The sequence below is a fragment of the Pseudomonas sp. RA_15y_Pfl2_54 genome (assembly GCF_963971015.1).
In the GTDB taxonomy this organism is placed as follows: Bacteria; Pseudomonadota; Gammaproteobacteria; order Pseudomonadales; family Pseudomonadaceae; genus Aquipseudomonas; species Aquipseudomonas baetica_A.
Map to the genome: position 1 here is coordinate 22,718 of NZ_CAXAPN010000024.1, position 23,826 is coordinate 46,543.

The window sequence follows — 23,826 nt, forward strand, 5'->3', positions numbered from 1 at the left end:
ATGAGTTTCTCGAACAAGGAACAGGGTCAAGTCAAAGACGCATTGCTGCCCACGGCGAAGGACATCGACGCCCTGGTCCGTGCTGAGCATCACGATCCGTTTTCCATTCTTGGCCCGCACGGCGATGGCGCCGGCGGACAATTCATTCGCGCTTATCTGCCCGGTGCGTTGAATGTTTCGGTGCTGGACAAAGAGACCGGGCAAGAGCGCGGCGCGCTTGAGCAGACTGAAACGCCGGGGCTGTTTGTCGGCCACTTCGATCAGGCACGGCCGTATCAATTGCGTACCCGTTGGGCCGGTGGCGAGCAGGTGGCGGAAGACCCCTACAGCTTCGGTCAGTTGCTGGGCGAAATGGATTTGTATCTGTTTGCCGAAGGCAATCACCGCGACCTCAGTTCGTGCCTCGGCGCGCAACTGACCACCGTGGATGGCGTCGACGGCGTGCGGTTTGCCGTGTGGGCGCCGAATGCCCGACGGGTCTCGGTTGTCGGTGACTTCAACGTCTGGGACGGGCGCCGGCACCCGATGCGCCTGCGTCATCCGTCCGGGGTATGGGAGTTATTCATCCCGCGCCTACAAGCGGGGGAGTTGTACAAATACGAAATTCTTGGCACTCACGGGATTCTGCCGCTCAAGGCTGACCCGATGGCGCTCGCCACCAGCCTGCCGCCGGATACCGCGTCGAAAGTCGCCGCGCCGCTGCACGTCGACTGGCAGGATCAGGACTGGATGAGCAGCCGTCGCGAGCGGCAGCAACATTCGGCGCCGCTGTCTATTTATGAACTGCACGCCGGTTCCTGGCAGTGTGAACTGGACGATCTGGGTGAAGTAGCGCGCCAGTACACCTGGCCGGAATTGGCAGAGCGATTGATTCCGTATGTGAAGGAACTGGGTTTCACCCACATTGAGTTGATGCCGATCATGGAGCACCCGTTCGGTGGTTCCTGGGGGTATCAGTTGTTGTCGCAATTTGCGCCGAGCGCCCGTTACGGCACGCCGGAGCAATTCGCCGAGTTCATCAACGCCTGCCACCAAGCCGATATCGGCGTGATTCTCGATTGGGTACCGGCGCATTTCCCCACCGATACCCACGGCCTGGCGCAATTTGACGGCACCGCGCTGTACGAGTACGGCAATCCGCTGGAGGGTTTCCATCAGGATTGGGACACGTTGATCTACAACCTCGGGCGCACCGAAGTACACGGTTACATGCTGGCGTCGGCGCTGCATTGGTTGAAGCATTTCCACATCGATGGCCTGCGAGTCGATGCGGTGGCTTCGATGCTCTATCGCGACTATTCGCGCAAGGCCGGCGAATGGGTGCCGAACCGGCATGGCGGGCGGGAAAACCTTGAAGCCATCGATTTTCTGCGGCACTTGAACGACGTGGTCGACCTGGAGGCCCCGGGTGCACTGGTAATCGCCGAGGAATCCACGGCGTGGCCGGGCGTCAGTCAGAGCACGCAGCAGGGCGGTCTGGGCTTTGCCTACAAATGGAACATGGGCTGGATGCACGATTCGCTGCATTACATTCAGCAGGACCCGGTGTACCGCGCCCATCACCACAATGAGTTGAGTTTCGGCCTGGTCTACGCCTGGTCCGAGCGTTTCATTCTGCCGATCTCCCACGATGAAGTGGTCCACGGCAAACACTCGTTGATCGACAAGATGCCCGGCGATCGCTGGCAGAAATTCGCCAACCTGCGGGCCTATCTGAGTTTCATGTGGACCCATCCGGGCAAGAAGCTGCTGTTCATGGGCTGCGAGTTCGGCCAGTGGCGCGAGTGGAATCACGATCAACAGCTTGATTGGTATCTGTTGCAGTATTCCGAGCACAAAGGCGTGCAGAAACTGGTGGGCGACCTCAACCGTCTCTATCGCGAAGAGCCGGCATTGCACGATCAGGATGACGCGCCACAGGGTTTCCAGTGGTTGATTGGCGACGATGCGATCAACAGCGTTTATGCCTGGCTGCGTTGGAGCAAGGACGGTAAACCCGTGCTGGTGGTGGCCAACTTCACCCCCGTGCCGCGTCATTCCTATCGTGTGGGTGTGCCGTTCGCCGGGCGTTGGAGCGAGTTGCTCAACAGCGACGCTGATACTTATGCCGGTTCCAACTATGGCAACGGTGGCGGCGCGTTTACCGAAGAAGTGCCTAGCCATGGCCAGGCGTTGTCGCTGGAGCTGAATTTGCCGCCGCTGGCGGTGTTGATCCTCAAGCCTGAGGGTTGATCCCACACCGAGTCGCTGCCTTCGCGAGCAAGCCCGCTCCCACAGAGGAATGCATTCCAGATGTGGGAGCGGGCTTGCTCGCGAAGGTGTCAGCTCAGACGCCGGGAAACCGAAGCCTCACCAAAGCATCCGTACGCCGAGGCTGCCAATCAAGCCATTCAAATCATTGTCATCGACATCACTGCTGTAATCGGCACTCACATACAGGCTCACCGCCGGCGTCACCCGAGCCACCAGCCCCAGTCCCAACTCGACGGTCGATGATTTGCGGCTGCTGCTGATCTTGTCGACCTTATCCAGAGTCACCGTGCTGCCGGTATAGACCGTGTGCCAGAGATTGGTGCGCAGGTACGGCTCGACCGGCAGACCACTCAAGTGATAGCTACCTTTCAAGCGTGCTCCGACGCGGCCGCTCCAGGCTGAGAGGTCTTTGGACGTTGCGTGGCCTGAGCCAGCGTTGGGGGTGTCGAGGGTGATGCGCTGGTTGACCAATTGCGCCTGGGGTTCGATCACCCAGTTTTCATTCAAACCAATCGGGAAACCGCCTTCGACCGAGAACGTCATGGCGCTGCCTTCTGTGGCCTGCCGCGCACCTCGTTGATCGCGGCTGAATCCGCTGACTCGTCCACCGCTGGCCGACAAGTCGACGTGCCATCCCCGTGCACCGATCAGGCTGTAATAGGCCCCCAGGCGTTGGCCTTGCAGGTTGAGGGTGTCGGTGGTCGGGTCGGCCAGGGCGCGGCTGATGATTTGCCCATTGCCATTGGCTTGAATCTGGTTCGGACCGCCCATCAGGCCGATTTTCTGCGTAGGGCCGCCGCCGCTTTGCAGAGTCAGTACGGCGGGGCCCTTCCAGTCAGAGCCGCCGGGCATCGCGAAACCCGAAGACACCACATCGGTTTGCGCCTTTCGGGCACTTTGTCCGTAGAGCAGGTCCCAGGCGCCTGGCGCGAGTTCTTCGGTGATCAGCCTCGCAATTTGCCGATCAGATAGGGGATTGAACCGTTGCCGGTCCGGGGTGATGACCGTCGCAGGCAATGTGATGACGGGGACGTTCTCTCGATACCACGGTGTCGCTTCATCCGCCGCAGGGGCTGCCTGCGCCTCCATGGATGAGCACAGCAAGAGAAAACTCGAGACTGTGCAGAAAGTAATTTTGATCTCGCGTGGGGTGATTGAAGTTCTCATGGAGGCCTACCTTGCAAGCGCATGCGGCATCTCGATGTGGCGTCTCTCCTACCCCGAACGAGGGGCGACCGAATGGAGCGGGCAGATCCATGGCCGCTCGATTTCGCGAGTGTCCGATGGTTCGGCCCGGAGGGTTATTCCGGGGGTAGTAAGGTTGAGATAAGAAGAACCACAGGCATGCGTCAAGAAATTGATCGATGAGTGGTCGGTGTTATTTAGGTTTTGTAACTGTTTGTTTATTTGAATATAACCAAGTGGTTGTTTGTGTGGGTCGCGGCAGTGAAAACCCCGATGCAGAGGGAATGTATTGTTGACGGACGGTTTTTCGGTTGATCCAGGTTCCGACATTGCCGAACGCACCGCATAAGCCGTTGCTGTCAATATTTCGAATATTAGCCGGATACCAAGGGCGTGAGTTACGACAATCGCCCGGAGCGAAACGTCCAGGTGAGTCATCACGCAGAGCCGAAAAGCAGGCTTGTCCGTTCGGCAGCTACAGATGCACTTCAACGGCCAGCGGCAAGTGATCCGACAGGTGCGTCCACGGCTTGTTGCCGAGGATCTGCGGGTCATGGCTGCTGGCGTTGCGCAGGTAGATCCGGTCCAGTCGCAGCAATGGAAAACGCGCCGGATAGGTTTTGGCAGGGCGGCCATGATGGCGCTCGAAGGCTTCGTGCAAATAGTCGCGCCGGGCGAGGGCGACGTTGCCGTGAAGCTGCCAGTCGTTGAAGTCTCCGGCGATGATCACCGGCGCGTCATCAGGCAAGGATTCAAGCAACTGGCAGAGCAGTTGCAACTGCAATTGGCGATGGCTTTCCAGGAGACTCAAATGCACGCAGACCGCATGGACTTCGGCATGCCCCGGCACATCCAGCACGCAGTGCAACAAGCCACGGCGCTCGGGGCCGGTGATCGACACGTCGAGGTTGCGGTACTCGCGGATCGGGTATTTGGACAGCAGCGCATTGCCGTGATGGCCATCGGGATAAACCGCGTTGCGCCCATAGGCGAAATCGCTCCACATGCTGTCGGCGAGAAATTCGTATTGCGAGGTTTGCGGCCATTCGTTGTAGCGGTTCGAATGCCGTTCGTGTTCACCCACCACTTCCTGCAAAAACACCAGATCGGCCGAAGTACTGCGTACGGCTTCACGCAACTCCGGAAGAATGAAACGTCGGTTGAGTGCGGTGAAACCCTTGTGGGTATTGACCGTCAGCACGCGCAGGCGATGGATGACTGAATCGTCGACGACGTGACGATTGGGGGCGCTGGACACGGTGACTCCTGTGAATCCTGAGTGCGTATTCATGCGACTGGTGGGTGGGGGTGGCGGTTCCTTCTGAATCAACACCGCCAACTAGTGTAGGAGCTGTCGAGTGAAACGAGGCTGCGATCATTTGGTCTTGTTGTTCTGGATCAAATGATCGCAGCCTTCGGCAGCTTCTACATCAGACGCGCAATCGAATCTGCCGCCCAACACATCCATGTGGCGGCTTGGCCTGGAATACTGGCGTAGGTGCATAGAGTTCGGAGGCAGCGGAGACTGGGGAAAATTGGAGAAAGCTCTGCGCGATGAGGTGCATCATCAGGCGCAGAGCCTGGAGTAGATTTGTGGGGATCCCTCAGGGGCTGGCCCCGTTTAACATGTATTGGCCATTCCAAAGCGTTGAGGATCGTAAACGAAGTATTCTTGGTTGTTTATAGAGATTGAATAAAAGGCGAAAAATAAACTCATCGCCTTTTGTTTTCTTTGTCAAGAGCGTCTCAATACAAGTAATTTGCATTGAACTTCAAGTCATGGATCCATGGCAATAACTTTAATAGTGTCAGTGCCGGACGCATATAGGCGGTTGTTTCGATAGTCAACAGGCCCGCACCCCGTTTCAAAAGGATATTTTTTCAAAGTCCGACCTCCGGCGGCATCAATCACAGTGCCCTCGCTATATGTTATTTGGGTTTCGCTAGCGTTAATGACAAATGCGGTTGCTTTAATTTCATTTAAAGGGCTGATTGTCCTGATGGGTTGCATTTGTAGAACATCAACAACTGTTATGGTTGGTGTCCAGGATAAAGTATTTCCAATTGCATAAGCGCGAGTTCCTGATGCATTAAAGTGCAATGTGTAAGGGCGGCCGTTAATGATTGTTCTGGCGACAGTTGAGTGCGTTTTTTTTTCAATGATAGCCAGTGTGCCAGCATTGCCAACCCAGATCACAATATATAAATATTCGCCATCAGGAGTGTAATCAATCATTTTGGTGTTGCTTCCTGCTTCAGTTATTTCGCGAGTAATTCTTTGCGTTGATATATCAACTATCGCTGCCTGAATATTGTAGAGGCTTGAATTTATACCGCCATATCCGACCGCAAGGGATTTGCCATCCGGACTCACCGCTAAATAATGGGGTGATTGATTTACCTTTATATCTCCAATAATCTTTAGGTTGGTCGTGTCAATAATGGTGATGTTTCCGCTGTGTGTGTATCCAATAAATAACTGCTTTCCATCAGGGCTTATGGCCATTCTTGGCCATGAGAGGGCGATAGGGGGAGTCTGAATATGATTTAAAACTTTCCTTGAAATCAGATCTACGACTTTAACCAAAGAAGCCGAGGGAACAAGGACATAAAGCGTAAGCCCGTCGGGGCTTAAAGCTTTTTCAGTGCCACCCGTTCCGATTGATATGTCCCCCTCAGAGATTTCGGGGAAGACCGTTACCTTCGCGGATGCTATTGCCCCTTCACTGACAGCATTCAGCGCGTACTCTCCAGGAACCATAGACGCCTGTACGCCCTTCACTATTACAAGGCCTTGCCCATCAGCTATGAATTCACGCTCCCCCCCAGTGCCATCGGCGAAAAACATTCCACTGGCGAGTGTCAATATTACAGGTGCCTCTGGACGAGGCGTGCCATCCAGTTTGCTTGCGAATATCTCAATATCTTTCAGCCGTACTCCGGGTGACGATCGATAGGGCTGATTTATAAAAGAAAGTACATTCGCCGTTACATTCACCGTCCAGGCTTCGGAGGTCGCACCATCGCCATACAACGCCTTGGCGGTAAAACTGTGCGCCGCTACGCTCAGGCCTGTAACGGTTAATGTCCAGATCCCTGTTGCTTGATCCGTGTCGGGTTGACCTTTGGACGTGATCCCATCGAGGATATCGACTTTTTGGCCCTTGGCGGCACTGCCGGTCAGAGTCACGGCTGTTTCCGCGGTGGTGCCGCCGGGTGGGATTTCCACGCCGCTCGGCGAGCCTTTGACCGAGGTGATCGTCGGTGCGGTGGCGGCTATAACGGTCAGTAACCGAACATTCGAATACACCGGGCTTACGGCATACAGTGCCTTTGCATACAACCGGCGACTACCCTCTGGTACGGCGATGGTTTTCTCCCATTCGCCTGTTGTTTCATGGGCGGGCGCAGTCCCTTTGGACACGGCAGACGCACCGTTGCCATCAAAAATCTCGACGGTCTGGCCTTTGCTGGCCTTGCCTTTGAGTTTCAGCGTGGTGCTGATGGTGGACGTGCCCTCCGGCACTTCTTTATTGCTCGCATCCAGCACATTCACCAGCGTCGGCACCACTAGCTCTATCGACTTGATGCTGTAAGTTCGATCCGGAAACACCGTGGCCGTTGCCGGGTTGTCGCTCTTGTCCATCGACACCTTGTACTTGATTTTCAGCGTGGTGCCGTGCCCGAGTTCTTTGAGGTAACTGTTGGCCAGTGCTGCGGGCCAGAAGCCCTGGCTGACCCACGTCGCATTGACATTGGCGTCTCCGCCGTTCCAGATTGTCAGGTTGTGAGGGCTGGCGTCGGCCTTCTGACCTTCCAGGCTCATCCAGACCTGTTGGCCCGCCTCGATCAGTGTGTGGAGCAACCCGTGAAGGGTCGCGTTTTTGCTGCCCAACGCGTTCACGTCCAGGACGTTGTTGGCATCGGCCTCGACGATCTTCGGCGGGATCAGCGCCGTCGCCGGTAGCGTCAGGATGTTCAGAGACAGCGGCAGGGAATTACTGGAGGCGCCATTATGTTCGATGACATAGATGACGGTCACCGGTTTGCCAAGGCTGTAAGCCAGGACTGATCGCGGCACCGCGATTTCCAGACCGGCGCTGACAAGCCGTTGAGGGCTGGTGTAGGTGCCCGCAGCCGGTGTCTCGGCTGCGCCTTGCCAGATTACGTTCAGCTTATCGTCAGGCAGCAGCGAACCCTGCGGCACCAGCACCCGGACTTCCGGTTGGGTCGGGCTGAAGTTGTTGCCGGTCTGGCCCTTGACGGTTGGGGCGGGCAACGTGAGGCGATTCAAATGCACGTCCACCGTCACTACATCCGACCAGGTCGGAGGGCCGGACGGATTGGTCAGATAGTCGACCACGCGGAATTTGAATTCGAAGTCGGAATCGTCGCCGCCTTGTTCCAGCTTCTCTTTAGGGATCGGGATCACCACGCTTTGCGGAACCGGCGGTAGGGGAGACGTGCTGTCTGGTGTCAATGTGTGGGTGACACGCGCGCCATTACAATAAATAGAAATCGTGTCGTACCAATTCATGTTCTTGTAGTTGACCGTGACCGAAACCTTGTTCGCTTGCTCGGGGCCGATGCTGGAGTGGCTGACGCTGAGGTTCAGGACCGGGGGCGTGTCGCCGGGTGGCGAGGTGCGGTGAAGCAGGATGAGTTCATCGGTGAAATCGCAGTTGCCGGAAGTACGTTTGACGCTGAACTTGATTTTGTTCAGGCCTTTTTGAAACCATTCCGGCGGAATGTAAAGTGGCGTGTTGTCACGCTCCTTGCCTTTGGCAATGGTGGTGTCATCCGCCTTTTCATCGTTCAACCAAAGCGTGATTTTGTCGTTTTCTGATTGGTTGTCATACGCCAGCATGAGTATCTGAAATCCCTCTTCCTCACTCGCGTCGTCGAAGGCAACGCCACCGTGGACTCCCTCACTGGCAGGGACGAGGGGGATCATCTTGGGTGCTTTCGGAAGGGGCAGTGCAAAGGGGTCAATCGTGCGGGTGCTGGTCATCGCCAACTCCAGGCTGAATAGGAAAATGCCATGGCGACAGGTGACGCTAATCAGCAATGTTTGTCACCTGTCAGATCTGACAGGTGCGCGCGGTTTCCGGACGAATGGTTACGCGGTCGGGAAGGGGAAAATCTTCCCTCAGACACACGGGTTAGCCCCTAGGGGAGCGGGCTTGCCAGCGATGAGGGTACGCAACTCAGCATCTGATTGGCTGACCCACCGCGATCGCTGGCAAGCCCGCCCACGAAAGATGTTGGCGAAGGTGCTACCTGTGGCCTTCAGACGAAAACGATTTCATAGGGCAAACGCATCCGTTCCAGAATCACCGGCGGCAGCATCGGCGCGATGCCAATCGCCGGTTCGCCCTTGAGCTGGCTGGCGTAGGCGTGGGTGGCGTGGCTTTTGCGCGCCACGGTCCAGGTGTCGAGGCGCAGTTTGCGTGCGCGATCCCAGGGGATCAGTTTTTGATCGCGCTCAGGCCAGTGCCACGCCCAGACCGGCACATCGTGGAAGGTCGCCCCGGCCAGTTCGGCGGCTTCGGCGGCAGCACGTCCGACCGCCTCATGATCGTCGTTGCCATCGCCGCGCCAGGTGCTGAATACCACGTCGCCGGGGCGCAGGTAACGGCCGATGAACCCGGCCAATTGGCTGTGCTGATCGCTCAGTGCGTTGTCGGTGAAACCGCCGCGTACCCATTTCAGGCTGTGCATGGGTAAGCCGAGGCGGCGCAGGGCTTCGACGCTTTCCTGCGGGCGGAACACGCTCAGGCGTTTTTCCGACCATTGTCGTGAACCGGGATGGCTGGCGCTGCCGTCGGTGATCGAGAGCAGTTGCAGCGGATGACCGAGGCTTGAGAGTGATTGCAGCAGGCCACCGCACGTCACCACCTCATCGCCGGGATGCGGGGCGATCACCACGGCGCGGGCACCGGGTAGCACCAGGCTGCGGGTGTTGATGACGGGAATGTTGTGCAGTTGCGGGGCGCTGTTCCAGATTTGCGCCGACGGGCTGTTTTCGATGAGCGATAACGGTTTCATGGGTGCGACGTCCTTGTGTTGTTTCGCCCTCAATCGTGCCCACAGCCATAAACCTGTGACGCGGCCGACCCGTGAAGGCTGGTTGATTGCCATACGACGCTCCGAACCCTGGATTGCCGCGCAGCACAGTATTGCTCATGAAGTGACGTTCGTCGCGCCACAGATCAATCTGATACGGTTTTTTTTATTACATCTGTGCCAGGTTTCGCAAGTAGTCGCCAAATCCACCCCGGGCCCGGCTGTCGAAACGAGCGCTGGTATGGACTTGCGGACGATGGCTCCAGGCGATGTTCGCACCGGTCAGTTCCAGATCCCGCACCAGGTGCACATCTTCGTCGCACGCCAGCGGTTTAAAGCCTCCGGCCCACCGATAGGCATCGGCGCTGACGCCCAGATTGGCGCCATGAATATGCCGATGGCCCTCACTGGCCCGATAGTGCCGGTGATAGCGAATTTGCGCCGCTTCATCGAATGATTCATGCCAGTGCTCGACGGTGACCGTGCCACACACCGCATCCGCGCCCAGCCCGATTTGCGCCACCAGCCAGTCGTCGGCGACGCGACTGTCGGCGTCGGAGCAGGAGATCCAGCGTGCCCCGCGCTCCAGCAGCAACTGAGCGCCGACGGCGCGGGCCTGACCGACATTGCGTGCGTCGATATTCAGGCTCAGCACCGGATAACCGCTGACAATCTGCGCCGAGCGGTCGGTACAACTGTCGAGCACCACCAACACTTCGACCCGCTCACCGGCGAGCAAACCGTGCCGGCTGGCGCGCATGGCCGCGCTCAGGCATTCGTCGAGCAGGTCTTCTTCGTTGTGCGCCGGGATCAAAATGCCAATCATCGCAAACCCTCCAACGCCGCCACCGAGCGCGGCTCGCGGCTCCATACTTCAAGAATGAAATCAGCCTCCTGATGCAGTGCCACGCGTGGCAGATTCAACTGCTCATGGATCAGGTCGTGAACCTGTCGGGCGTTTAGCGGACAGCCGTCGATGGGCGGGCGCCAGTGACAGGCGAGGAGTTGGCCGTCGGCGGTCAGGGAATCACTGATCCGGCGAATCACTTCTGTCAGATCCTTGCCGTCGAGGTAGTAGCCGATTTCGCTAAATACAATCAGGTCGAATTTTTCTTCCGGCCAGTCACCGGGCAGACGGTTTTGACGCACTTGGGCGTGGTCAAAAAGACTTAAACGGGTTCGTGCCAGTGTCACTGCCGCGCTGGCGGTGTCGCAACACAACAGTCGATCACAGCGCGTCGCCAGTTCGGCGCTCAGTTCGCCGTTCGCACAGCCCGGTTCGAAGATCGCCCGATAGTGCGCACGAGGCAGTGCGGCGAGGGTGATCGCCCGTTTGCGCTGTTCGTACCAGCGCTGACGAAATGCCCACGGGTCGTCGTTGCCGGCGAACAAGCCTTCGAAATAACGATCTTCAACGCTCATAGGAATACCACCTCGAAAGGTTGCAGTAAGCGGTCAAGCACATAGGGCGCCAGTACCGGCGCGAGCCCTGCCTCGGGATCACCCTCCAATTGGCTGGCAAAGGCATGGACGGCGTGGCGTTTGCGGGCGATTTGAACCGGTGACAGGAGAATCTTGCGCGCCCGCTGCCAGGGCACCAGCGCGTCTTCGGGCGTTGCCCAGTGCCACGTCCATACGGGCAGTTCGTGGCACGTCGCGCCGACTCTGCGCGCCGCTTCAGCGCTGGCGCGGCCGACGGCTTCGTGGTCGCAATGACCGTCCTCGATCCACGTGGTAAAAATGACGTCATCGGGGCGCAGATGGTGTTCGATAAACGCGCTCAGTTCGGATTCTCGCGCCGCCACCTGCGTGTCGCTGAAACCGCCGCGCAGCCATTTCAAACGATGCATCGGCAGACCGAGGCGCCGCAGCGCTTCAGCGGACTCCTGTGGCCGGATCACGCTCAGGCGCTCCACCGGCCAGCGCGTGGAACCGGGGTGGCTGGCGCTGCCGTCGGTGACCGAGATCAGTTGTAACGAGCGGCCGGCAGCGGCGAGCACTTGCAGCAGGCCGCCGCAGCCCAGCACTTCATCGTCCGGGTGCGGCGCGACAATCACCGCGCGAGCACCCGGAGGCACCAGACTGAGGATATTGATGCTTTGCATGTCCGCCAGATGCTGTGAACTCTGCCATTGCTGCAAGGACGTGCCTTGGCCGACGATGGGATTGGTTTTCATAGCGCCCATGCTCCGTCAGGTTGCGCGGCAATCATTTGGCCGAGGGCGGCGAGGTCCCGTTCGGCGTGGCTTTGGCGCAGGAACACCGGCAAATCGGCGATCAACCGGGCGAAGTGCCGATCCTTGCAATATGGCCCGGCCCCCAAGGCGCGGCCGACTTCGCGGATCACCTGTTCGACAGACTGTTCAACCACGGCCCGGGCACGCCGGGCCAGCAACTGAGTATCGGCTTGCGGATGCGCGTCGATCTGCAGGGCGCTGAAACGCAAGACATCGGCGGCTGCCTGCAAGGCGCTATCGACCGCGCCCAGATGGGCGAGGGCATGCGGCTCCTGCCGTTGCGCACATGGCTGGCGCAGGCGTTCGGCAATCTGCCGCGCGGCGCCGTACCAGCAGGCAGCAATGCCGATCCCGCCTTGCCAGAAACCCGGTCGTTGCAGGTAATCGCCGGGATTGCCGATGGCTTGAGCTTCGGCGCCGTCGAACAGCACCTCGACACTGCCCGTGGCGCCCATGCCCACCGCCTGCCAGCCTTGATCGGTGATGGTCACGCCGGGTTGATCGAGGGCCACGGCAACCAGTTGCTGCTGATCATCAGCGTCCCACGCGGTGAGCAGCGCATGGCTGAGTACCGCGGCGCCGGAACACCAGGCCTTGCGGCCGTTCAGTTCCACCATATGCCCGGCGGGTCGCACCTGCACCCGCGCTTGCGGCGGTTCTGCCGCCCACATGCCCCACGTGCTGCCGGGCGTTGGCGCGCCTGCCAGTTGCTCGATGATCGCTAACGCGTCGGTGTGGCCCTCGTAAAGTTTGCACAAACCCAGATCATGCCCACCAACATCGGCCAGACGCTGAAATCGCTCCAGCGTGCTGCCGCTGCCGGGTAACGGCAATCGGTCCAGCCCGGCCTCGACCATCGCCCGCAGGCACAGGCCGAGCGAGGCTGTGTCTGCGTAGTCCGGCGGACGGCGAGCGAGATAGCTTTGCAAGTCCATGTCAGTCTTCTTCTTCGCGTTGCAATTCAAACAGCAGCAGTGAACGGCCAGTGACCGAGTATTCATGACCGAACTCGAAGCGTTCCTGGCCACGAATCGACGGTTGATTGGTATCGACCATGCACGTCCAGAAACTGCCCTCAGGAACCTCCGGCAAGGTGAAGTTGACGATGTCGTGGTGCGCGTTGACCACCAATAGCAGCGTCGCATCAGCACCTTTGCGACGGATGCCGGTTTCCTGTGCGCGGCCATCGAGCAGCATGCCCAGGCAGCGGTTGTGCGCGTCGTGCCAATGCTCGGTGGTCATCTCGGTGGCGTCCGGCGCGAGCCAGGTCACGTCTTTGACGCCGATGTCCTCGTTGTACTCGCCGACCAGAAAACGTCCACGGCGCAGGATCGGATACGCCAGACGCAGCTTGATCAGACGTTTGACGAATTTGAGCAACGCCTGGCCGTCTTCGCTCAGGTCCCAGTTGACCCAGCCGATCTCGCTGTCCTGGCAATAGGCGTTGTTATTGCCGTCCTGGGTTCGGGCGAATTCGTCACCGGCAACGATCATCGGCGTGCCTTGGGCCAGCAGCAGGGTGGCGAAGAAGTTGCGCATCTGCCGGTGGCGCAGGGCGTTGATGTCAGGGTCGTCAGTCGGGCCTTCGACGCCGTGGTTCCACGACAGATTATTGTTGCTGCCGTCCTGATTATTCTCGTCGTTGGCTTCGTTGTGTTTGTCGTTGTACGACACCAGATCGTTGAGGGTGAAACCGTCGTGAGCGGTGATGAAGTTCACCGACGAATACGGCCGTCGTCCGCGCTGGTTGAACATCTCGCCCGAAGCGGTCATGCGGCTGGCAAAGTCGGCCACCTGGCCGTCGTCACCTTTCCAGAACGCACGCACGGTGTCGCGGAACTTGTCGTTCCACTCCACCCACCCCGGCGGGAAGTTGCCGACCTGATAGCCTCCGGGGCCACAGTCCCAGGGCTCGGCGATCATTTTTACCTGACGCAGCACCGGATCCTGGCGGCAGGCAACAAGGAAGCTGTGACGCTCGTCGAACCCGTCGTGGTAGCGGCCCAGAATGGTCGCCAGATCGAAGCGGAAACCGTCGACATGCATTTCGCTGGCCCAGTAGCGCAGCGAGTCGGTGACCATTTGCAGCACGCACGGGTGGCTCAGATCCAGCGTGTTGCCGGTGCCGGAATCGTTGATGTAGAAGCGTTTGTCATCCGGCATCAAGCGGTAGTAGGAGGCGTTGTCGATGCCGCGCATCGACAGGGTCGGGCCTTGTTCGTTGCCCTCGGCGGTGTGGTTGTAGACCACGTCAAGGATCACTTCGAGGTTGGCTTCGTGCAGGTGCGCGACCATCTCCTTGAATTCGGCGATCTTGCCGCTGGCCAGATAGCGCGGGTCGGGGGCGAAAAACGCGATGCTGTTGTAGCCCCAGTAATTGGTCATGCCCTTGTGCAGCAGGTGCTGGTCATTGACGAACGCGTGGATTGGCAAAAGCTCAACGCTCGAAACCCCGACACTGCGAATGTGCTTGAGCACATCGTCGTTCATCAGCCCGGCGAAAGTGCCGCGTACGTTTTCCGCAACCGAGGGGTGCCGCATGCTGATGCCGCGCACGTGGGTCTCATAAATAATGGTCTTGTCCCACGGCACGCTGACGCGCTGGTCGTTGCCCCAGGTGTGCGCCGGGTCGATGACTTTGCACTTGGGCACGAAGGGGGCGCTGTCGCGTTCGTCGAAGCTGAGGTCGGCGTCGGGGTGGCCGATGGTGTAGCCAAAGAGCGCCTCCGACCACTTGAGTTCACCGACCAGCTGTTTGGCGTACGGGTCGATGAGCAACTTGTTGTGGTTGAAGCGGTGGCCGTTGGCCGGGTCATACGCGCCGTAGACACGGTAGCCGTAGATCAGCCCCGGATGTGCGTCGGGCAGGTAGCCGTGGTAGATCTCGTCGGTGTATTCCGGCAGTTCGATGCGTTCGAGCTCGACTTCACCGGCATCATCGAAAATGCACAGTTCAACTTTGGTGGCGTTGGCGGAGAACAGGGCAAAGTTCACCCCCAAGCCATCCCAGGTCGCGCCGAGCGGGAAGGGCAGGCCTTCGCGGATTCTCGAGGGTTCGGCGTGCTGTGTGGGCTCGGCTTTCTTTGGATGGGTCATGATTGCTCCTGCAAAACGGATGAATTCTGGGCTGACACGCGGGGTTGTGCATGTTTCTTGAGGGCGAACGCCCCCTCTGTGGCGAGCAAGCCCGCCACAGGATCATTGAGTTCAATAATCGCGAGAGCGTCAGTTCGCCGGAGGCTTGCGCGGTGCGCGCGGCTTTTTCTCGGCGGTTTTTTCGCCCGGCGGTACGACTTTTGCGGCGCTCGCTGGCTTGGCTTTGGCCGGGGTTTTGGGCTTGGCTGCCGGCGCTTTCACCTCGGCGGTCTTGGCAGCAGTCTTGCTGCCGGCAGCCTTCGGCGATTTCTTCGGTGCCAGCGCTTCAGCCTCGGCCAATTTACGCGCCATCTCCCAGTGACGCGCTTCCTGACCTTCGGGTTTACCTTCGGATTCCCAGATCTGATAGGCGAATTCGCGGATGCGTTTATCGTCGGTGCTCATCGTAATGCTCCTGAACTGAACTCGTGCTTACGTTAAGTGTTGGATAAAGAGATTCACCGGGACATCCCCCAGCGCGTCGCTGACATTCAGCTCCCTGTTTTTTGTGACTGCGCTGCTTGAAAAAAGTCCCTTCAGGTTTGCGTCAGAGGCGGCGAACGGTAAAACCACCCGAGTGTCGCCCCAGCGCAGCGCATCGACCTGAGGTACAGCACTGTTTTCCAGCAGTGTTGCGCAACGGATCGGCACGATCACGATGGCCTGCCTGTCCTCATGCTCGCGGGCAAACGCGAGTACGTTGTGCGCCTGGCTGCCCAGTACCTCAAGGGCCTGGTACGCGCCACGCCGAAACAGCTCCGCGTGTTCAGCGCGCAGGTTCAGCACTTGAGCGATCAAGGCTTGCTTGATACGCCCGTCACGCCAATCGGTCAGCAGCGCCGAGGTCGGCGCGGGTGCCGGCAAGGCCTGCTCGCGAGCGGCGTAATCCACCGGCCGGCGGTTGTCCGGATCAACCAGGCTGAAGTCCCAGAACTCGTTGCCTTGATACAGATCCGGCACCCCCGGTACCGTCATGTGCAGCAAGGTTTGCGCCAAGCCGTTGAGCGCGCCGGCAGCAGCGATGCTGTTGACGGTCTTGCTCAGTGCAGCGCGCAGCAACTCACCTTCATCGCCGGTCAGCAGTTTTTCGGTGAACGCCTGCGTGGCGTTTTCATAGGCTTCGTTGGGCGCGCTCCAACTGCTTTGCAGCTTGGCCTCGCGCAGGGCTTTCTGTTGCCACTGCCAGATGCGTTTGGCGTAGTCGGCGAAACCGGCCTGATCGTCATCCTGTAAATCCAGCGGCCAGCTACCGATCAGCGCCTGGTAGAGGATCAGTTCGTCGCCGGTCGACGGCATTTGATCATCAAGGCGCACCGGGCGGGCGAGGGCGCGCCACAACTCGATCTGTTCGGCGTACCAGTGGCTGCGCTCGCTCAGCACCGCGAGGCGTGCGCGGGTGTCTTCGCCGCGTTTGTGATCGTGGGTGGCGGTGGCCAGCAGGTTGTCGGGAAACTCGGTCAGGCGTTGCTGATTGACCGCATGGAAATCACTGACCGGTGCGCTGAACTGTTCGGTGTTGTAGCCCACATCATTGCGCGACAGCAGCACGGCCGAGCGGTACAGCGCAGTGTCTTCCACGGCTTTGGCGGCCGCCGGTGACGTCAGTTGCTGAAAGCGTACGCAGGCATGCTTTAGGATTTTGCGCGAGCGCCCGCGGGGCTTGCGTCGCCACGGCGTGCCACCGAGCCAGGCCGCCACGCAGTCGAGCACCGGCCAGTCGCCTTCGCCCAGCGTCTGCCGGGCACCGTCCATGGCATGCTGGAAAATTTCATCGTCTTGCGCCGAACGACCCATCGCGCTGATGTAGGTGCGATACACCGGGAAATGCACGATCAACGCCTGCAAGACCCGGCGGATTGCGCCGAGGGTCAAGTCGCGGGTCATCAGGTCATCGCGGGCCACTTGCAGCAACGCCTGAGCGACGCTTTCGCAATCGCTGGCCAGCGAACCGTTGAGGATCTGCTGACGGGCAAGCTGCGCCTCTTCGATAAACGCAGCCGGGCGTTCGGTGCGCCGCTGCCACAGCTCACCGAGCACGTGTTCGCCATCCGGATCGTGTTGCAGCAGGGACAACTGATTCATGAACTCATAACCGGTGGTGCCGTCCACTGCCCAGTCGCGGCGCAGGGTTTCGCCGGCACCCAGGATTTTCTCGACGTAGATTGGCAAATGCCTTCCCGGCGCCAACCGATCCAGACGTCGGCGCAGCTTGCGGCAATAACCGCGTGGGTCGGCGAGGCCGTCGATGTGGTCGATGCGCAAGCCGTCGACCAACCCCTCGGCGACCAACTGGAAGATTTTGCCGTGGGTGGCCTCGAACACGGCCGGCCGTTCGACACGCAAACCACCGAGCTCGTTGATGTCGAAAAAACGCCGCCAGTTGATGTCATCCGCGGCGGTGCGCCAACTGGCCAGGCGATAACTCTGGCGCTCCAGCAACTCATGCAGCTTGTGAAAGCCTTCTTCGGTGGTGGAGTCGTAATGCGCCAGATGGCTGTGGATGGCTGCCAGTGTCCGCGGATCACTCGCTCGCTGTTGCAACTCTTCCTTAAGTGGAGCCGCCAGCGAATGGGCGTCGGTTTGATAGCTGAGGGCACTGAAACGATCCGCGAGGGTTTTCAGTGTTTCATCAGGCTTGAGCAGCTCGCCGTAATCATTCGGGCAGATCGGGAAGTGATGGTCGTAATGCTCGACGTGGAAGCTGCCGGTTTGTGCGTTGAAATGCAGCTTCAGGGTGCCTTCCTGCAACGCGACGCCGTAATCGCTGCCCAGAAACGGCAGCAGCAACTGGCCTTCCATCAGCGGGTCAGGCGAGTGCCATTGAATGTCGAAAAATTCCCCATAGGGACTCAATCGCCCCCATTCCAGCAGGTCGAGCCACCACGGGTTGTCGCTGCCACCGACGGCCATGTGATTGGACACGATGTCGAGGATCAAGCCCATCTTGTGTTCACGCAAGGTGCTGACCAGGTGCCGCAGGGCTGGTTCGCCGCCCAGTTCCGGGTTCACTTGAGTCGGGTCGACCACGTCGTAACCGTGCATGGAGCCTGCCCGCGCGGCGAGCAGCGGCGAAGCGTAAATATGGCTGATGCCGAGCCGGGCGAAATACGGCACCAGGGGCACCGCGTGTTCAAGGGTAAAACCTTTGTGAAATTGCAGTCGCAGGGTGGCGCGTAGCGGTTGGATGAGCGTTTGATTCATTGGTCACGCTCGGCAGCCTGAAGACGTGCACACGCCAGGAGTTCCAGACGTCGCGCGGCATCTGCGCCATCGAGCAACGTTTCGCTGTTGCCCGGCAAGCGCCGCGACCAGTTGGGGTGGGTATCGATCGTGCCGGGCAAGTTCGCCTGCTCATTGATGCCCAGCGCATCTTCCAGAGGCAGCAACACCAGCGGTGCGCGGGTATGGCCGAGGAAACGCACACTGGCATCGATCACTTGGTCGGCCTCGTGGGACTCCTCTCGAAAATTCTGCGGGTCCTGGCTCAACGCGCTGCGCAGGCCTTCGCGTTCACGTTGACGGTGATGACGCCATTCGATTTCGCCATTGGCATCGACAAAACCCAAACGCGCATTCCAGTCGATGTCGCGACCATGCCACCAGCCATTGAGTGTCGGCAGGTCATGGGTGCTGGTAGTGGCCAGCGCATTGTCCGGCCAGTCGAGGATCGGTTTGAAACGGGTGTTGTCCTGTTCGAACAGCAGCACGCGCATGCCCAGAATCGAGCGAGCGATGAGTTTTTCCTGAAGCCCCTCCGGTACGGTGCCGAGGTCTTCACCGAGCACGATGGCTTGATGGCGATGGGATTCGAGGGTCAGCAGGCGCAGCAGGTCGTCGACCGGGTAATACAGGTACGCGCCGTCGGCCGGCGCCGCGCCGTTGGGGATGACCCAAAGACGTTGCAGGCCCATGACATGATCGATGCGCAGGCCGCCAGCGTGGGCAAAGTTGGTGCGCAGCATTTCGATGAACGCACGAAAACCATTGCGGATCAGGCCTTCGGGGGAAAACGCGGAAATCCCCCAGCCTTGTCCTGCGCGATTGAGGATATCGGGCGGCGCACCCACGGTCAGTGAAGCGAGCAGTTCATCCTGAAAACTCCAGGCTTGGCTGCCGGCGCCGTCGGCACCCACCGCAAGGTCAGCGATCAGGCCAATGCCCATACCGGCGCTGCGGGCGGCGCTTTGTGCGCGCTCAAGCGAGCGGTGGATCAGCCATTGGCAGAAGGCGAAGTAGGCGATGCGTTCGGCGTATTCCTCGGCAAAGGCTTCCAGGGCAGCGCCACGCGGGTCGTGCCAGTGCTCGGGCCATTCGCGCCAGTCGAGGCTTTCGCCACGGGCGGCGCGCATTTCCTGGATCGCTTCAAAGCGGCAGTGGTTTTCCAGCGCTTCGCCACCGGCATGACGGAAACTGGCAAAGTCCGGATGCAAGGGGTGCTCGCCGGCGACAAAGCCTTCGTACAGCGCTTGCAGCAATTGCTGTTTGGCGTCGGCGGCGGCTGGCCAGTCGATCAGTTTCAGGTCTTGCAGTTGCGTAAATTGCTCTGCCAGACCTGCGGCGTCGATGGCATCACGCACGGCGCGCTCGCCGAGAATCGCCCCCGGTGCGGCGTACAGGGCGTTAAGGAACAGGCGACTGGATGGCGAATAAGGACTGTAGCGTCCGGTGTCGGCGCTGAACATCGCGTGCAGCGGGCTGATCGCCAAGGCTTCGGCGCCCCGTTCACCGGCTACGCGAGCGAGTGCTTCCAAGGCTTGCGTGTCGCCGAAGCCGCCGTCACCTGGGCGGCGCAACGAATACAGTTGCACGCTCAGGCCCCACACACGCGGGATCGGGTTGTCCACCGCATCGCCGACGCTGAAGCAGCGTTCGGGGGCGACGGCCAGCGTGAAATATTGATCGCCGATGTGCACTTGCTGATAACCGACCGGAATCAGCCCGGGCAGTATCGCTTGCGCATCCAGTTTCAGGTTCAGTCGCGAACCGTCTTCGAGGTGAATCTCACAAGGCGTTAAAGGTGCGAAATAGCGCGCCAGATCAACGCCAGCGCCGACATCGCTGGTCAGCAACGGGGGCAGGTGACGGTCTTGCTGGACTTGTTGCAGTTCAAGCAGGCTGGCGTCGATTTCCTGCGTCGTACTGGCAGGGTGGCCGAGCCCGATCAGGACATTGCGCAACACCGCCGGAGCGACTTTTTGCGGGCGGCCGTTGGCGTCGATCCAGTCGACGGCAAGGCCGGCGCGGCTTGCAAGAATTTCCAGTTGCGCATCGCTCATAGGCGCTCTCCATCCAGAGGTTGCAAAGGGGTTGCGGCCGTGAGGCTGACGAGCGCGCAATACGGGGGCAACAGGCCCTCATCCGATAACTCGACGGCACCGGGCTGTTGAAACAGCCACACCGCGTCGGTTCGTGGAGGGTTGACCACCGCCGTATTGCTGAGGTTCAGGTCAATTCGCAGTTCGCTGCCATTGCCCAGGCGCCAGCGTGCGCTGACGGCGCCGTGGCCGAGCAGGTGCGCGCCCAACGCTTGCGTCCCGGGAAGGTGGGGAATGATGTGCTGATGGCGCAATTGCAGGAGTTGCCGATACAGCGCGAGGGTTTCCTGCTGTTTGGCAGTACCGTTGCCTGTCAAACGTGGCTGTGAAGCGTGGAAGGTTTGCAAGGCGTTGGGATCGGGAATTTGCTCGCGCTTGTGTGGGTCGGTGAAGGCGCTGAACGCGGCAAACTCGTTGCGCCGGCCTTCGCGCACCAACTGCGCGAGTTCGTCGTGATGGCTGGTAAAGAACAGGAACGGCTGCTCGGCGGCAAACTCGTCGCCCATGAACATCAGTGGAATCATCGGTGACAACAGCAGCAACACCGTTGCCGCTTGCAGTGCACGCGGATCGGCGAGCTGATGCAGACGTTCGCCGAAGGCGCGGTTGCCGATCTGGTCGTGGTTCTGCAAAAACAGCACGAACGCGGTGGAAGGCAAATGTTCGCTCGGCTCACCCCGGGGTTCGCCATGGCGAGTGATATGCCCCTGGAACACGAAACCCTGGCTCAGACAACGCACCAGTTGCTCGGTGGGTTGTTGGGCGTAGTCGGCGTAATAGGCGTCGGTTTCGCCGGTCAGCAGCACATGCAGGGCGTTATGGCCGTCGTCATTCCACTGCGCATCGTAATTTTCTTCCAGCAGGCTGGACTGATTCAGCTCGTTTTCGACGGTCAGCCAGACATGGCGACTCGGGTCGATTTGCTGGCGTACCTGCTGGGCCAGTTCGGGGAGGAAATCCGGACTGTCTATGGCGTGTACCGCGTCCAGACGCAAGCCGTCGAAACGGTATTCGAGCAGCCACATCAAGGCGTTTTCGATAAAGAAATCACGGACCTCGGTACGGCGAAAGTCGATCGCTGCGCCCCATGGCGTGTGTTTGTCTTCGCGAAAGAATCCTTTGGCGTAGCGGTGCAGGTAATTGCCGTCCGGGCCAAAGTGGTTGTAAACCACATCCAGAATCACAGCCAAGCCATGGCCGTGAGCGCTGTCGATCAAATGTTTGAGTTGTTCCGGGGTGCCGTAGGAGGCTTGCGGCGCGTAGGGCAGGACACCGTCATACCCCCAGTTTCGCGCACCGGGGAATTGCGCCAGCGGCATCAGTTCAATGGCCGTGATGCCCAGCGCGGCGAGGCGCTCCAGATGTTGCTCGACTTCAGCGAAACCGCCGAGCGCACCGACGTGCAACTCGTAGATCACCGCCTCGCTCCAGGGCCGGCCGTGCCAGGTGCTGTGTTGCCATGGGTAGGCGAGGGGGTCGACTACCACGCTCTGGCGATCAAGGTCGCCATCCTGCGCTCTGGAGGCCGGGTCCGGCACCTCCAGTTCGCCATCGATGTTGTAGCGGTAACGGCTGCCTGCCGGGCAGTGGGTCTGGATCACAAACCAGCCATCGGCCTGAGGCAGCATCGGCACAGAACGTCCGTCTTCGAGTTCGACACTGACGTAAAACGCATCCGGCGCCCATAGCGCGAACTGCGTGTGTTCGGCATCCAGCATGATTGCGCCGTGGGGCCAGGTTTCTTGGGTCCGTAACGGCATCGTTGAAACTCCCTGATTATTTGTGGACGGCTTTACCCAGCGCCTTGGCGACCAGTTGTTCATACAGTTCAGCGTAGGGTTCAACCGCTTTGCACCAGTTGAAAGGCGCGGCCATGGCTCGGCAACGCATGGCATTGAGCAGTTCCGGGAAGGCGAACACCTTGAACGCGCGGCTCAGGGCCTCGCGATAGCTGTCTGGTGTGGATTCGTCGAAGAGGAAACCGGTGACGCCGTTCTCGATGGTGTCGGCCAGTCCGCCAGTGTTGCGCGCCACCGGCAGCGAGCCGAAGCGTTGGGCGTACATCTGGCTCAGGCCGCACGGTTCGTACCGTGATGGCATCAGCAGGAAATCACTGCCGGCAAACATCCGGCGGGCGTCGGTTTCGTTAAAGCCGATCCGCACGCCGATCTGGCCGGGAAAGCGCAGTGCCAGTTCGCGCATGGCTTGTTCTTCCTCCGGTTCGCCACGACCGATGATCGCGATCTGGCCGCCGTTCTGCACGATGAACTCCGAGACGGCTTCGGTCAGGTCCAGACCTTTCTGGTAAACCAGGCGCGATACGACCGCGAACAGCGGCCCTTCGGAGTGGTCCAGACCGAACAGCTCGCGAACATGCGCGGCATTGACCGCTTTGCCTTCCCAATCGCCAATGGCGAAAGGTGCAAACAGGTGCGGATCGGTGGCCGCATCCCAGCTCTCGTCAATGCCGTTGGGGATGCCGCTGAGCAAACCTTGCTGGGTCTTGGCGGCAAGAAATCCGTCGAGACCGCAACCGAAATCCGGGGTGGTGATTTCCTGCGCGTAAGTGGCGCTGACCGTGGTGATGTGGCTCGAATACGCCATACCGGCCTTGAGGAACGACATCTTGCCGTAGAACTCCATGCCTTCCTGTTGCAGGGCATGGTTGGGAATGCCCAGTTCCGGGCAGGAACCCAGGCTGGTTACGCCTTGGTAGGCAAGGTTGTGAATGGTGAACAGCGTCGGCGTGCGTTGCCCGCGCCAATGCATATAAGCGGGTGCCAGTCCGGCCGGCCAGTCATGGGCGTGCACCAGATCCGGGCGCCAGTGGATTTGCGCGAGGTTGGCGGCGATGTCCGCAGCGGCCAGACCCAAGCGGGCGAAGCGAATGTGGTTGTCCGGCCAGTCGCGGCCGTTGTTGGCGCCGTAAGGCGAACCTTCGCGCTCGTAAAGTTCGGGGCAGATCAACACATAGATCACCAGCCCGTCAGGCATGTCCATGCGACCGATCTTGCACGGTGGCAGTGCGGCATAGCCACCCAGTTCGCCAATGATGTGAATCGGGTTTTCGCTGTGCATCACTTGCGGGTAGCCGGGGATCAGCACGCGCACATCGTGCAGATGTGCCATGGCGCGGGGCAGGGCGGCGGAAACGTCACCCAGACCGCCGGTCTTCACCAGGTCGGCGATTTCCGAGGTCACGAACAACACTTTTTTCTTGTTGGGATTCTGACTCGCTACCGGAGCCAGCGTCTTGGTGCCGGGGGCGTTGATCGATCGGCTGCCGGGAACGCTGACGGTGCTCGATTCACCTATCGATTGCTGAGCACGTTCTCCCTGAATATCCAATGCCGCACTGATCATATGAAACTCCCGTTTTGTTGATCTGATTCTTGTCTTTAGCAGGCGATGTCCATGGCCAACGTCCTGTGGCCGGGCGCAAACGCACCACGCATCGCTGAGCAAACGCTACCCGACACGCGCAAGCAGAATGGGTGAAGAGGCCATTGCAAGGAATGAACCAGCCGCGTTCCCCTGCCTTTCAGATGACCCACCGCCGTCAGCAAAAGTTTCGATTATTTTGCGGGTGTGTGACCGGCAGGTTTTGACCCGCGAAAACCAGTCTAGGCCAGATC

The 23,826-nt window shown here is 59.8% G+C and carries 15 protein-coding genes; 1 reads left to right on the top strand and 14 read right to left on the bottom strand.

All coding sequences use genetic code 11. From position 1 onward, the window contains the following. Entirely contained in the window at nucleotides 1-2,232 is a 2,232-nt protein-coding gene (glgB, locus tag AACY50_RS17985) for a 1,4-alpha-glucan branching protein GlgB (RefSeq protein ID WP_339507684.1), read from the top strand. Between the two features lie 117 nt (nucleotides 2,233-2,349). On the opposite strand, the gene AACY50_RS17990 is transcribed toward glgB, so the two are convergent. From AACY50_RS17990 to glgA, 14 genes are all read right to left on the bottom strand, one after another. Continuing rightward, on the bottom strand, nucleotides 2,350-3,420 hold the full coding sequence (locus AACY50_RS17990) for an autotransporter outer membrane beta-barrel domain-containing protein (RefSeq protein ID WP_339495641.1): 1,071 nt from the start codon (nucleotides 3,418-3,420) through the stop codon (nucleotides 2,350-2,352). A gap of 493 nt (nucleotides 3,421-3,913) precedes the next feature. Then, a complete protein-coding gene (locus AACY50_RS17995; protein WP_339495642.1) occupies nucleotides 3,914-4,729 on the bottom strand; it encodes an endonuclease/exonuclease/phosphatase family protein in 816 nt (271 codons plus the stop codon). A 486-nt stretch (nucleotides 4,730-5,215) separates the two neighbouring features. After that, the gene (locus tag AACY50_RS18000) at nucleotides 5,216-8,449 is read right to left on the bottom strand and encodes a YncE family protein (RefSeq protein WP_339538939.1); all 3,234 of its coding nucleotides are present in this window, start codon (nucleotides 8,447-8,449) and stop codon (nucleotides 5,216-5,218) included. Nucleotides 8,450-8,727: 278 nt separating this feature from the next. Next, the gene (locus tag AACY50_RS18005; RefSeq protein WP_339538940.1) at nucleotides 8,728-9,486 is read right to left on the bottom strand and encodes a PIG-L deacetylase family protein; all 759 of its coding nucleotides are present in this window, start codon (nucleotides 9,484-9,486) and stop codon (nucleotides 8,728-8,730) included. Nucleotides 9,487-9,673: 187 nt separating this feature from the next. Then, complete coding sequence (locus tag AACY50_RS18010) at nucleotides 9,674-10,330, bottom strand: glycosyltransferase (RefSeq protein ID WP_339465795.1); 657 nt, start codon at nucleotides 10,328-10,330, stop codon at nucleotides 9,674-9,676. Then, nucleotides 10,327-10,926 (bottom strand): SAM-dependent methyltransferase, encoded by a 600-nt coding sequence (locus AACY50_RS18015; RefSeq protein WP_339465794.1) that lies wholly within the window; start codon nucleotides 10,924-10,926, stop codon nucleotides 10,327-10,329. The genes AACY50_RS18010 and AACY50_RS18015 overlap by 4 nt, the downstream gene beginning before the upstream one ends. Next, nucleotides 10,923-11,681, bottom strand: coding sequence for a PIG-L deacetylase family protein (locus AACY50_RS18020; RefSeq protein ID WP_339465793.1), 759 nt, complete (start codon nucleotides 11,679-11,681; stop codon nucleotides 10,923-10,925). Before AACY50_RS18020 ends, AACY50_RS18015 begins: the two co-directional genes overlap by 4 nt. Beyond that, nucleotides 11,678-12,676 (bottom strand): acyl-CoA dehydrogenase, encoded by a 999-nt coding sequence (locus AACY50_RS18025; protein ID WP_339465791.1) that lies wholly within the window; start codon nucleotides 12,674-12,676, stop codon nucleotides 11,678-11,680. Before AACY50_RS18025 ends, AACY50_RS18020 begins: the two co-directional genes overlap by 4 nt. A gap of 1 nt (nucleotide 12,677) precedes the next feature. After that, nucleotides 12,678-14,837: a glycogen debranching protein GlgX gene (gene glgX, locus AACY50_RS18030; RefSeq protein WP_339495646.1), complete on the bottom strand. Its 2,160-nt coding sequence runs from the start codon at nucleotides 14,835-14,837 to the stop codon at nucleotides 12,678-12,680. Between the two features lie 129 nt (nucleotides 14,838-14,966). Beyond that, nucleotides 14,967-15,281: a DUF2934 domain-containing protein gene (locus AACY50_RS18035; RefSeq protein WP_339465788.1), complete on the bottom strand. Its 315-nt coding sequence runs from the start codon at nucleotides 15,279-15,281 to the stop codon at nucleotides 14,967-14,969. 27 nt (nucleotides 15,282-15,308) lie between these two features. Next, entirely contained in the window at nucleotides 15,309-18,077 is a 2,769-nt protein-coding gene (locus tag AACY50_RS18040) for a malto-oligosyltrehalose synthase (protein ID WP_339538941.1), read from the bottom strand. Next, entirely contained in the window at nucleotides 18,074-20,152 is a 2,079-nt protein-coding gene (gene malQ, locus AACY50_RS18045) for a 4-alpha-glucanotransferase (protein WP_339495649.1), read from the bottom strand. Before malQ ends, AACY50_RS18040 begins: the two co-directional genes overlap by 4 nt. Next, a complete protein-coding gene (gene treZ / locus AACY50_RS18050) occupies nucleotides 20,149-21,951 on the bottom strand; it encodes a malto-oligosyltrehalose trehalohydrolase (protein WP_339507679.1) in 1,803 nt (600 codons plus the stop codon). The genes malQ and treZ overlap by 4 nt, the downstream gene beginning before the upstream one ends. Nucleotides 21,952-21,967: 16 nt before the next feature. After that, nucleotides 21,968-23,554, bottom strand: coding sequence for a glycogen synthase GlgA (gene glgA / locus AACY50_RS18055; protein ID WP_339538942.1), 1,587 nt, complete (start codon nucleotides 23,552-23,554; stop codon nucleotides 21,968-21,970). Nucleotides 23,555-23,826 lie beyond the last annotated feature (272 nt).

Coding starts and splice junctions, on each gene's coding strand:
- glgB (WP_339507684.1), top strand. CDS start 1: ATGAGTTTCTCGAACAAGGAACAGGGTCAAGTCAAAGACGCATTGCTG.
- AACY50_RS17990 (WP_339495641.1), bottom strand. CDS start 3,420: ATGAGAACTTCAATCACCCCACGCGAGATCAAAATTACTTTCTGCACA.
- AACY50_RS17995 (WP_339495642.1), bottom strand. CDS start 4,729: ATGAATACGCACTCAGGATTCACAGGAGTCACCGTGTCCAGCGCCCCC.
- AACY50_RS18000 (WP_339538939.1), bottom strand. CDS start 8,449: ATGACCAGCACCCGCACGATTGACCCCTTTGCACTGCCCCTTCCGAAA.
- AACY50_RS18005 (WP_339538940.1), bottom strand. CDS start 9,486: ATGAAACCGTTATCGCTCATCGAAAACAGCCCGTCGGCGCAAATCTGG.
- AACY50_RS18010 (WP_339465795.1), bottom strand. CDS start 10,330: ATGATTGGCATTTTGATCCCGGCGCACAACGAAGAAGACCTGCTCGAC.
- AACY50_RS18015 (WP_339465794.1), bottom strand. CDS start 10,926: ATGAGCGTTGAAGATCGTTATTTCGAAGGCTTGTTCGCCGGCAACGAC.
- AACY50_RS18020 (WP_339465793.1), bottom strand. CDS start 11,681: ATGAAAACCAATCCCATCGTCGGCCAAGGCACGTCCTTGCAGCAATGG.
- AACY50_RS18025 (WP_339465791.1), bottom strand. CDS start 12,676: ATGGACTTGCAAAGCTATCTCGCTCGCCGTCCGCCGGACTACGCAGAC.
- glgX (WP_339495646.1), bottom strand. CDS start 14,837: ATGACCCATCCAAAGAAAGCCGAGCCCACACAGCACGCCGAACCCTCG.
- AACY50_RS18035 (WP_339465788.1), bottom strand. CDS start 15,281: ATGAGCACCGACGATAAACGCATCCGCGAATTCGCCTATCAGATCTGG.
- AACY50_RS18040 (WP_339538941.1), bottom strand. CDS start 18,077: ATGAATCAAACGCTCATCCAACCGCTACGCGCCACCCTGCGACTGCAA.
- malQ (WP_339495649.1), bottom strand. CDS start 20,152: ATGAGCGATGCGCAACTGGAAATTCTTGCAAGCCGCGCCGGCCTTGCC.
- treZ (WP_339507679.1), bottom strand. CDS start 21,951: ATGCCGTTACGGACCCAAGAAACCTGGCCCCACGGCGCAATCATGCTG.
- glgA (WP_339538942.1), bottom strand. CDS start 23,554: ATGATCAGTGCGGCATTGGATATTCAGGGAGAACGTGCTCAGCAATCG.